9 protein-coding genes are annotated in these 10777 nt (G+C 73.5%); 2 read left to right on the top strand and 7 right to left on the bottom strand.

All coding sequences use genetic code 11. The features are described 5' to 3' along the window. Positions 1-289: 289 nt before the first annotated feature. A complete protein-coding gene (locus HW445_RS08515) occupies positions 290-1381 on the bottom strand; it encodes a glutamate--cysteine ligase (protein ID WP_180220416.1) in 1092 nt (363 codons plus the stop codon). A 174-nt stretch (positions 1382-1555) separates the two neighbouring features. On the opposite strand from HW445_RS08515, the gene HW445_RS08510 reads away from it, so the two are divergent. Then, a complete protein-coding gene (locus HW445_RS08510; RefSeq protein ID WP_180220415.1) occupies positions 1556-3022 on the top strand; it encodes an aminotransferase class I/II-fold pyridoxal phosphate-dependent enzyme in 1467 nt (488 codons plus the stop codon). Positions 3023-3063: 41 nt separating this feature from the next. Here HW445_RS08510 and HW445_RS08505 read toward each other — a convergent pair whose 3' ends face one another. The 3 genes from HW445_RS08505 to HW445_RS08495 form a co-directional block, all read right to left on the bottom strand. After that, positions 3064-3699, bottom strand: a complete 636-nt coding sequence (locus HW445_RS08505) for an LUD domain-containing protein (RefSeq protein WP_180220414.1) — start codon at positions 3697-3699, stop codon at positions 3064-3066. Next, positions 3696-5309 carry a LutB/LldF family L-lactate oxidation iron-sulfur protein gene (locus HW445_RS08500; protein ID WP_180220417.1) on the bottom strand — a complete coding sequence of 538 codons (1614 nt, stop codon included), beginning with the start codon at positions 5307-5309 and terminating at the stop codon, positions 3696-3698. Before HW445_RS08500 ends, HW445_RS08505 begins: the two co-directional genes overlap by 4 nt. A gap of 89 nt (positions 5310-5398) precedes the next feature. Then, the gene (locus tag HW445_RS08495; RefSeq protein WP_180220413.1) at positions 5399-6172 is read right to left on the bottom strand and encodes a (Fe-S)-binding protein; all 774 of its coding nucleotides are present in this window, start codon (positions 6170-6172) and stop codon (positions 5399-5401) included. A gap of 160 nt (positions 6173-6332) precedes the next feature. On the opposite strand from HW445_RS08495, the gene HW445_RS08490 reads away from it, so the two are divergent. Then, positions 6333-8009, top strand: coding sequence for an L-lactate permease (locus tag HW445_RS08490; RefSeq protein ID WP_180220412.1), 1677 nt, complete (start codon positions 6333-6335; stop codon positions 8007-8009). Between the two features lie 42 nt (positions 8010-8051). Here HW445_RS08490 and HW445_RS08485 read toward each other — a convergent pair whose 3' ends face one another. The 3 genes from HW445_RS08485 to HW445_RS08475 all read right to left on the bottom strand — a co-directional run. Then, positions 8052-8792, bottom strand: a complete 741-nt coding sequence (locus tag HW445_RS08485) for a FadR/GntR family transcriptional regulator (protein ID WP_180220411.1) — start codon at positions 8790-8792, stop codon at positions 8052-8054. A gap of 125 nt (positions 8793-8917) precedes the next feature. Then, positions 8918-9646: a response regulator gene (locus tag HW445_RS08480; protein ID WP_180220410.1), complete on the bottom strand. Its 729-nt coding sequence runs from the start codon at positions 9644-9646 to the stop codon at positions 8918-8920. 65 nt (positions 9647-9711) lie between these two features. Then, on the bottom strand, positions 9712-10777 hold a 1066-nt coding region (locus HW445_RS08475; RefSeq protein ID WP_257230932.1), incomplete at its 5' end, for a sensor histidine kinase KdpD.

Below are 10777 nucleotides of genomic sequence, written 5' to 3'. Positions count from 1 at the left end.
CGCGCGCCACGCGCCGTTCCAGTGCCCGGTGCAGCGCGGGCAGGCACGCCGCGAGGCCGGAGGCCACGCGGTCGGTGCGCCGGGGCAGCGCGCTGTGATCGGACATGCCGAACAGGATAGGTATCAAAAGATACCTATGTCAAAAGATGCTTCTCGTGCGTGCTGCTCCCCGCCCACGGCAGGGCGAAGCCCCCGGACGGGGCGGACCGGGGGCTTCGCGGACCGGAGGCGGCGCGGGGGGCCAAGGGGGCGCGGGGGCCGGAGGCGGCGCGGGGCCGGGTGAGGGCGCTCAGGCGGCGGTGCGGCGGACGGATTCCACGACCACGTCGCGCAGGTTGCCCGTCTTCTGCCACAGCTCGAGCTGGAACCGGGCGCCGTTGCCCTCGGCGAAGAGACGGTCCACCGTGCGGTGGACGAGGTCCCGGTCGCCCGCCTCACCGAGCGCGTCGTCGAGGTGCTCGAGGAGCGCGCCGACCACCTCGCGGGCGGGGGCGGGGCGGAAGGTGAGCGGGTGGAGCAGGTCCTCGTCGAGACCGGAACGTGAGGCCTGCCAGGCCGCGAGCCTCATCAGACTCACGCTGGCGGGCGCGGCGGGCTCGGCGCCGGCCCGCCACTGCGCGGCGGCGGTGTCGACCAGGCCACGGGCGAGGGCGGCGATCAGCACCGGGGTGTCGGCGTCCAGGCACACGTCGGAGACGCGTATCTCGACCGTCGGGTAGGCGTCGGACAGGCGGGCGTCGTAGTACGCCATGTGCCGGTCGAGGACGGCCCCGGTGGCGACCAGCGCGTCGGTGCGGCGGTGGTACTCCTCGGGGGTGCCGAAGGGCTCGGTGGGTCCGGCCGAGGGCCAGCGTTCCCACACCTGGCGGCGGTAGCTGCGGTAACCGGTCTCCTTGCCCTGCCAGAAGGGGGAGTTGGCGCTCAGCGCGGTGAGCACGGGCAGCCAGTTGCGGATCCGGTCGAGGACCGCGACGCCCTCCTCGTCGGACTCCACGGACACGTGCACGTGGCAGCCGCACACCATCTGTTCCTGGGTGGCCAGGCCGTAGCGCTCGACCATCCACCGGTACCGCTCGCTGGTGCTGACCTTGGGGCTCACCGGGAGCGGGGAGGTCGCCAGCGCGGCGACCGCGGCGCCGGTCCCGGCGGCGTGCCGGGCGGCGTCCGCGCGCCAGCGGACGATCTCCTCCTGGAGCTTCGCCAGCGAGGACTGCGGATGCGTGGCGAACTCCAGCATCTGGCCGTGGAGCTCCTTCTCGAACACCTCGGCGTCCGCCGGGTCGCGCTCCGCCCGGGCCAGCACGGCCGCGGACAGGGCGCGGGGCTCGCCCGTCTCCGGATCGACAAGGAGCAGTTCTTCTTCGACTCCGACGGTGCGCACGGGGGCCTTTCTCTAGTGAGCGGTTTCCCTCGTGTTCCCGGCGGTCCTCGCGATCAGTCCTCACCGCTTCCGCCCCGTCGCCCGGCGTTTGGGGCCGCGACCGCGGGGCGACCCGTACACGGTGACCCGGCCGGGCGACCGGACCGGGCGACCGGACGTGAAGGAGGAGGAGCCGTGGACCATTCACGCGTACCCGTGCTGGAGGCGCTGCAGCAGTTCCGCCGACGAGGGGACGTGGTCTACGGTCCGCCGGGCCACCGCCAGGGCCTCGGCGCGGATCCGCGGGTGAAGGAGATCGTCGGCGAGGGCGTCTTCGCCTCGGACGTGCTGAACATGAACGGGCTCGACGACCGCCGCCTGTCGCAGGGCGTGCTCGCCGACGCCCAGGAGCTGATGGCGGACGCGGTCGGCGCCGACCAGGCCTTCTTCTCCACCTGCGGCAGTTCCCTCTCCGTGAAGACCGGGATGCTGGCCGTGGCCGGACCCGGCGAGAAGCTGCTGATCTCCCGCAACTCCCACAAGTCGGTGATCGCGGCGGTGATCATCAACGGCGTGGTACCGATCTGGGTGCACCCGAAGTTCGACGCCGACCGGCACCTGGCCCACCCTCCGGAGCCCGAGGACGTGCGCCGCAAGCTCCAGGAGCACCCGGACGCCAAGGGCATGCTGCTGATCACGCCCACCGACTGGGGATCCTGCGCCGACATCCGCGGTGTGGCGCGGGTCTGCCACGAGTTCGGCGTCCCGCTGATCGTGGACGAGGCCTGGGGCGCGCACCTGCCCTTCCACCCGGAGCTGCCGGCCTGGGGGATGAACGCCGAGGCCGACATGGTGGTCACCAGCGTGCACAAGATGGGCGGCGCGATCGAGCAGAGCTCGGTGTTCCACCTCAAGGGCGACCGCATCTCCGCCGAGGTGCTCAAGCAGCGCGAGGACCTGCTGGGCACCACCAGTTCCTCGTCACTGGTGTACGCGACCCTCGACGGCTGGCGGCGGCAGATGGTCCAGCAGGGCCGGGACCTGCTGGACACCGCCCTGGCCCGCGCCCGGCGGATCCGCGAGGCGGTGGCGGAGGTGCCCGGGCTCTCGGTGATGGGCGAGGAGATCGTCCGCGAGGGACTGGCGTACGAGCACGACCCGCTGAAGCTGACCGTCGAGGTCCGCGGACTCGGCATCACCGGCATGCAGGCCGCCGAATGGCTGCGCACCGCCTGCCACGTGGACGTCGGTTCCGCCGACACGCTGCGGATCTGCCCGCAGATCACCCACGGCGACGACGACCGCACCGAGGCGCTGCTGGTGGAGTCGCTGCGGCGGCTGGCGAAGGAGGCCGCCGACGGCGACGCCATGGAGCGGGCGCCGCGGGTGCTGCTGCCCTCGCCGGGCGGGCTGGAGCTGGAGCAGGCGATCCGGCCGCGCGACGCCTTCTTCGGCAACGTCGACCATGTGCCGGCCGACCGGGCCGCCGGGCGGGTGGCCGCCGAGACCATCACCCCGTACCCGCCCGGGGTGCCCGCCGTGGCCCCGGGCGAGGTGATCACGCAGGAGGTCGTGGACTACCTCCGCAGCGGGGTGGCGGCGGGCATGCTCCTGCCGGACGCCGCCGACCCCGAGCTGGAGACCTTCCGCGTCGTCACCTGACGGGCGACGGCGCCGTCCGACGCGTCGGCTCACGCGTCGGCTCACGCGTCGGTGCGGATGATCACCTCCAGGGTGCGCGGGCCGTGGACGCCCTCCACCCTCTCGAGTTCGATGTCCGAGGTGGCCGACGGCCCGCTGATCAGGGTCGTCGGCCGCTCGGGGACCAGGCGGGCGACCGCCTCGGGGACCCCGGCCACCACCGACGACAGGTCGACCACGCAGACGTGCAGGTCGGGGACGAGGGAGAGGGCGCGGCGGCCCTGGTCCGGGGAGCCGTCGAGGAAGATGGTGCCGGTCTCCGCGCAGGTCACGGCGGAGGCGGTGACCACGCCGTCCAGGTCGCCGAGCCGGGGCGCGGGGATGTCGGCGGAGTCCTCCAGGACCTCCCCGTCGAAGGCGGTGAGCCACCCCGGGTCGAGTCCGGCGGGCACGCCGATCCGCCGGGCGCCGCGTTCGCGCAGCGCCTCGGCGACCGTCCGGGCCGTCCGGTCGGCGGTGCAGAGCCGCACCCGCGCCTTGTAGTCGACCAGGCGGTCGGTGAGGAGTTCCAGCCGCTGGGCGTCGGGGAGCGCGCGTCCCGTGCGGTAGGCGCGTTCCACGGTCACCTCCCGGGGGCCCGCCAGGGCGAGGGCGTCCCTGATCCGGCCGAGCACCGTCTCGCGTGCGGTCTCGGTCACCGCTCCTCCTCCTCGTCGTCGTGCCGGCCGTCGTCGTGCCGGCTGTCGTCGTGCCGGCTGTCGTCGTGCGGGCCGTCGTGTCCGCCGTCCGGCCGGTCCGCGCGTGCGTCGCGGGTGCGGCGGCCCTCCTCCGCGGCGGCGCGCAGGGCGGCGGTCCCTTCCTCGGAGGCCATCCAGGAGCGGAAGGTCCGCCGGGGCGGGGCGGGGAGGTCGCGGCTGTCCGTCCAGCCGTCGAACGGCGGGGGCAGGCGGGAGATCACCTTGTCCCGTCCGGCGACCAGCCGGGCGGGGGCGGCCGCCTTCTGCGCGGCGGTGAAGAGTCCGGGCCTGCTCATCACCGCGGCGGCGGCCTTCATCGCGAGCTTCTCGGCGGTGGTGCCGGCCTGCTCGGTGTGCTGGTGCCGGAGCTCGACCAGGAGCGAGGGAATGTCGATCTTCACCGGGCAGGCGTCGAAGCAGGCGCCGCAGAGGCTGGAGGCGTAGGGCAGCGAGCTGTTCGGGTCGTTCTTCGCCGCGTCCATGCCGGCCAGCTGGGGGGTGAGCACCGCGCCGATCGGCCCCGGATACGTGGAGCCGTAGGCGTGGCCGCCGGTCCGCTCGTAGACCGGGCAGACGTTGAGGCAGGCCGAGCAGCGGATGCAGTTGAGCGCCTCGCGACCGATCCGGTCGGCCAGGGCCGCGGTCCGGCCGTTGTCGAGGAGCACCAGATGGAACTCCTCCGGTCCGTCGCCGGGGGTGACGCCGGTCCACAGCGAGGTGTACGGGTTCATCCGCTCGCCGGTGGAGGACCTGGGCAGCAGCTGGAGGAAGACCTCCAGGTCCCGGTAGCGGGGCAGCACCTTCTCGATGCCCATCACGGTGATCAGCGTGCGGGGCAGGGTCAGGCACATCCGGCCGTTGCCCTCGGACTCGACGACCGAGAGCGTCCCGGTCTCGGCGATGCCGAAGTTGGCGCCGGAGACCGCGACCGGCACCGTCATGAACTTCTCGCGCAGGTAGGCGCGGGCCGCGGCCGCCAGGTGCGCGGGCACCGCGTCCAGGCCGGGGTCGACGCCGGGGATGCGGTTGCGGAAGATGTCCCGGATCTCCTCGCGGTTGCGGTGGATGGCGGGGACCAGGATGTGCGAGGGCTTGTCGCCGGCGAGCTGCACGATCAGCTCGGCCAGGTCGGTCTCGTGGGCCGCGATGCCCCGGCTCTCCAGGTGCTCGTTGAGGCCGATCTCCTGGGTGGCCATCGACTTGACCTTGATGACCTCGTCGCTGCCGGTCGCCTCGACCAGCCGGGTGACGATCTCGTTGGCCTCAACGCCGTCACGTGCCCAGTGCACCGTGCCGCCGCGTTCGGTGACCTTGCGCTCCAGCTCCTCCAGCAGCTCGGGCAGGCGGTTCATGGTGTCGGTCTTGATCGCCGACCCCGCCTCGCGCAGCCGCTCCCAGTCGGGGAGTTCACCGGTGACGGCCAGCCGCTTGCCGCGGATCGTGTGGGTGGCCCTGGTGAGGTTGCGGCGCAGCTGCTCGTTGCCCAGCTCCTCGCGGGCGGCCCGCGGGAAGGCGCGGTCGCCGCGCAGGTTGCCGGTGCCGTAGGGCGAGCGGGGCGGGACGGCGGGCATGCCCAGGAAGGTGCCGCCGCCGGGGCGGCCGGAGCCCTCCGGGTGGGCGGGGTCCGGCTGCGCGGGGTCCGGGTGCGTGGGGCTGCCGCTCATCGGGCGGCCTCCGGCTGCGGGAGCTGGAGCGGGGCGGTGCGGGTGGCGGCGAGGATCTGCGCCAGGTGCAGGGTGCGGGTGCCGGCCTTGATCCGGGAGAGGCCGCCGCCGATGTGCATCAGGCAGGAGGAGTCGCCGGCCGTGCAGACGTCCGCGCCGGTGGAGCGGACGTGGTCCGTCTTGTCCTGGAGCATCGCCGCGGAGGTGCCCGCGTTCTTGAGCGCGAAGGTGCCGCCGAAGCCGCAGCAGGCGTCGGCCTGGGGCAGTTCCACGAGGTCGATGCCGTCGACGGCCCGCAGCAGCCGCAGCGGCTTGTCCCCCACCCGGAGCATCCGCAGCGAGTGGCAGGTCGGGTGGTAGGTCACCCGGTGGGGGAACCAGGCGCCGACGTCCGTGACGCCGAGGACGTCGACCAGCAGCTCGGAGAGCTCGTAGGTCTTCGCCTTGACGGCCGCGACGCCAGCCCGCAGGGCCGCGTCCCCGTAGCGGTCGGCGACGATCTCGTGCTGGTGGCGGACCGATCCCGCGCAGGAGCCGGAGGGCATCACCACCGCGTCCAGCGACGGGTCGCCGAACTGCGCGGCGAAGTTCCGCACCAGGGGGACCGGCTCACGCTGGTAGCCCGTGTTGACGTGCATCTGGCCGCAGCAGGTCTGGCCCGGCGGGAAGACCACGTCGTGGCCCAGCCGGGTGAGCAGCACGGCGGTGGCCTTCACCGCGTCGGGGAAGAGCGTGTCCCCCAGACAGGTGGCGAAGAGTCCGATCCGCATGGAACCTCCCGTCGTATGGTCCGACCACATTAGGACTCGGGTCCAGTGAAGTAAAGCGGTCCGACCTTATTGACATGTGACTTTTTCAATGACGTACTGATGCCCGCCGTCGGCGCGACCCTGCCCGACGGTGTTTCGCGTACCTGTGAGGAGCACGCACGTGAGCATCGCGCCACCGTCCGCCGCGCTGGCGGCCTACACCCCGGACGTGACGGCCGTCGCGGACAGCCTGGCGGCCACGGCCCTGCTGGGACTGCTGCCCCTGGCCGCCTTCTTCGTGTTGCTGATGGCGGTCCGCCTTTCGGCCCTGCTGTCGGCGCTGGGCGCCCTGGTGGTCGCGCTGCTGGTGGCCGTCCTCGGCTACGGCATGCCCGCGGGGCTCGGCGTGCTCTCGGCCGGACAGGGCCTGGTGTTCGGCCTGTTCCCGGTGATGCTGATCGTCGTCGCGGCCATCTGGTTCTACGAGCTCACGGTGGTGAGCGGCCGGTTCGACGACCTGCGCCGCTCGTTCAGCGCGGTCGGCCGCGGGGACCTGCGGGTCCAGGCGATGCTGATCGCCTTCTGCTTCGGCGGCCTGCTGGAGGCGCTGGCCGGGTTCGGCGCCCCGGTCGCCATCACCGCCGCCATGCTGATGGCGATCGGTCTGCCGCCGCTGAAGGCCGCGGTGACCGTCCTGGTCGCCAACACCGCGCCGGTGGCCTTCGGCGCCATGGCCATCCCGATCACCACCGCCGGCAACCTCACCGGCATCCCCGCCGAGGAGATCGCCGCGGTGGTCGGACGCCAGACGCCGCTGCTGGCGCTGGTGGTACCCACCCTGCTGCTCCTCCTGGTCGACGGCCTCCGCGGGGTCCGGCAGCTGTGGCCGGTCGCCCTGGTCACCGGCGCCGTCTTCGCCCTCGCCCAGCACTGGTGCTCCGCGCACTTCGCCTACGAGCTCACCGACGTGGTCTCCGCCCTGGCCGGCTTCGCCGCCGCCGTGCTGATGCTGCGGTTCTGGAAGCCCGCCACCCCCGAGGACCAGCGTTCACAGGTCGAGGCCGAACCTCTCACCACCCGCCGCGTCACCCTGGCCATGCTGCCGTACGTGCTGGTCATCGTCGTCTTCGCGCTCGCCAAGCTCCGGATCGGCCCGCTGGACGTACCGGCGCTGCTCGGCGGGTTCGGCCTCGAGTTCGCCTGGCCCGGCCTGTACGGGGAACTGGTCGCCGCGGACGGCACACCGGCCGGCAGCGCCCTCTACAAGCTGGACGTGCTCGGCAACCCCGGCACCCTGCTGGTCGTGACGGGCCTGCTGGTGGTCCTGGTCTACAGCCGCGCCGCGGACCGGGACAGGTTCCCGATGACCGCCCGCGCCGGCTGGGCGGCCGCGGTGCGCACGGTGCGGAACATGAGGGTCGCCATCGCCACCGTGGCCACCGTGCTGGCGCTCAGCTACGTCATGAACCAGTCCGGCCAGACGGTGGCCATCGGCACCTGGCTGGCCGCCGTGGGCAGCGTCTTCGCCCTGCTCTCGCCGATACTGGGCTGGCTCGGCACCGCCGTCACCGGCTCCGACACCTCCGCCAACGCCCTGTTCGCCACGCTCCAGCAGACCGCGGGGAAGACCGCGGGCATCGACCCGACGCTGCTGGTGGCCGCCAACACCTCGGGCGGCGTGGTCGGCAAGCTGGTCAGCCCGCAGAACCTGACCATCGCCGCCACCGCGGTGGCCATGCCGGGGTCGGAGCGGATCCTGCTGCGCAAGGTCGCCGGGTACAGCCTGGCGATGCTCGCCGTGCTGTGCGTGCTGGTCCTCCTGCAGTCCCTGCCCGTCCTGGCCTGGATGCTGCCCTGACCCCGCCGCGGGCGGGGGCGGCGCACCGCCCCCGCCCGCCCGTCAGGCGTCGTCGCGCCGCTGCTTCTCGTCGACGAGGGTGCCGTGGAAACCGCGGATGTGCCGCTCGACGAGGTCGGCGGCGCCCGCCCCGTCGCCGACCCGCACCAGGCGCAACAGTTCGGCGTGCTCGGCGTTGAGCCCCGCCGCCGTGGCGGGCCAGTCCTCGGCCGACTCCAGGGCCCGGAGGATCAGCGGGCGCACCGACTCCCGCACGGCCGACGTCAGGGTGGACGTGAGCCGGTTCCCGGAGCTGCGGGCGAACAGCACGTGGAACCGGGTGTCCATCTCGTTGAAGTCGGCGACGCCCAGCGCCGGGTCGCTCATCCGGGTGAGCAGTTCCTCCGCCTCGGCGAGGTCCTCCGCCGTGGCGTTCCCCGCGGAGGCCTGGAAGCTGGACCGTTCCAGCGTCACCCGCGCCTCCAGGACGTCCTCCAGGCTGTAGCTGCCCAGGGCGAAGTGCAGGCGCAGCAGCCGGCCCAGCGCGTCGTCCGGGTTGCGCACGATCCGCGCGCCCGCGTCGGGTCCCCTGCCCTGCTGCGCCACCAGCACGCCGATGGTCTCCAGCACCCGCAGCGCCTCGCGCAGCGCCGACCGGCTGACCCCCATGACGGGCGCCAGTTCCCGCTCGGGCGGCAGCCGGTCACCGGCCTTCAGGTCCCCGGCGAACACCCGCTCCTCGATGCTCTGCAGCACCAGTTCGTGCGTGCGGGCCTGCCGCACCGGCTGCCACTCGACCGACATGTCGCGACTCCCTGACCGACTGAGCTGGACCGGGGTCCCCGGCCCGGACCGTGCGCGCTCCGCCGGTCCGGACCCAATATGTCACAGAGACAAAAAGGTCGGACCAAACGGGCCCGGCGGGCGCCTCAGAACTCGAAGCGGTAGCCCATTCCCGGTTCCGTGATGAAGTGCCGCGGGTGCGACGGGTCGGACTCCAGCTTGCGGCGCAGCTGGGCCATGTAGACGCGCAGGTAGTTGGTCTCCCGGGTGTACGTCGGTCCCCACACCTCCTGGAGCAGCTGCTTCTGGCTGACCAGCCGGCCCGGGTTGCTGATCAGGATCTCCAGCAGGTGCCACTCGGTCGGGGTGAGCCGCACGTCCTGCCCGTCCCGGCTGACCTTCTTGGCCATCAGGTCGACGGTGAACCCCGCGGTCTCCACGACGCCCTCCTCGCCGGAACCGGCCGCCGCCTCCGGTTCCGCCCGGCGCACGGCGGCCCGGACCCGCGCCATCAGCTCGTCCATGCCGAACGGCTTGGTGACGTAGTCGTCGGCGCCCGCGTCCAGCGCCGACACCTTCTCGTCGCTGCTGTGGCGCGCGGACAGCACGATCACCGGCACCCGGGTCCACCCGCGCAGCCCGCGGATCACCTCGACGCCGTCCATGTCGGGCAGCCCGAGGTCGAGCAGCACCACGTCCGGGTGCCGCTCGACGGCCAGCCGCAGCGCCTGCCCGCCGTCCGCGGCCACGTCCACCGCGTAGTGACGCGCCTTGAGGTTGATCACGAGCGCCCGCGCCATCTGCGGTTCGTCGTCGACCACCAGGACCCGGGTCGGCCCGGGTCTGCGGGCCGCATCCCCCGTGCTGCGCGGCATGACGGTTCGCCTCTCTGTCCCACTCCGCTGTCGTCCCGGCGTCGTACACCGGTTCCCCGGGGAGACTACGCGCGCTCCCGCGCGGACGCGTCCCCGGCCGCCTCCCGGCGGGCGGCCGGCAGGGTGAGGACCATGGTCAGCCCGCCGCCGGGGGTGTCCTCCGCGGCGAGCGCCCCGCCCATCGACTCGGCGAAGCCGCGTGCCACCGCCAGTCCCAGACCGACGCCGACGCCGCGCGGCGCGTCCCCGAGCCGCTGGAACGGCTCGAACATCCGCTCCTTGGTCGCCTCGGGCACCCCCGGCCCGCGGTCGACCACGCGCAGCTCCACCCGGTCGCCGAGCGCGCTGGCCGAGACCCGCACGGGGGCGGGGGCCGGGCTGTACTTGACGGCGTTCTCCACCACGTTGGCGACCACGCGCTCCAGCAGACCCGGGTCGGCGGCGACCATCGGCAGCGACTCCGGCACGTCCAGCACGACCCGCCCCGCCTGGTCCTGCGGCACCCCGCCGAGCGCCCTCGGCACCACCTCGTCGAGGTCGACCTCCCGGATCAGGGGGGTGACGGTGCCGGTGTGCAGCCGGGACATGTCGAGCAGGTTGCCGACCAGCTGGTCCAGCCGGTCGGCGCCGTCCTCGATGGAGGCCAGCAGCTCCGCCTGGTCCTCCTCGGACCACTCCACGTCCTCCGACCGCAGCGAGGAGACGGACGCCTTGATGCCGGCGAGCGGGGTGCGCAGGTCGTGGCTGACGGCGGCGAGCAGCGCGGTGCGGATCCGGTTGCCCTCGGCGAGTTCCCGGGCCCGTTCGGCCTCCCGCCGCAGCCGCTGGTGCTCCAGGGCGACGGCGGCCTGCGCGCCGAACGCGGCCAGCACCCGGCGGTCCTCGGCGGGCAGCACCCGGCCGGACAGGGCGAGCGCCATCCGGTCGCCGACCGGCACGTCGACGTCGGCGTCCTCCGGCCGGGCCACCACCGGCCCCGGTCCCACACTGCCCGCGCAGGTCCAGCCGGCGTTCCCGTCCTCGCGTTCCAGCAGGGCGGCGGACTCCAGGGAGAAGGTCTCCCGGACACGCTCCAGCAGGGCCTGGAGGCCGGTTCCGCCGCGCAGCAGGCTGCCCGCGAGGTAGGAGAGG

Origin of the sequence: Streptomyces sp. UH6 (genome assembly GCF_013421635.1) — a bacterium.
In the GTDB taxonomy this organism is placed as follows: domain Bacteria; phylum Actinomycetota; class Actinomycetes; order Streptomycetales; family Streptomycetaceae; genus Streptomyces; species Streptomyces abyssomicinicus.
Note: the sequence above shows the minus strand (reverse complement) of the source record. Positions and strands in the feature narration are given on the sequence as shown.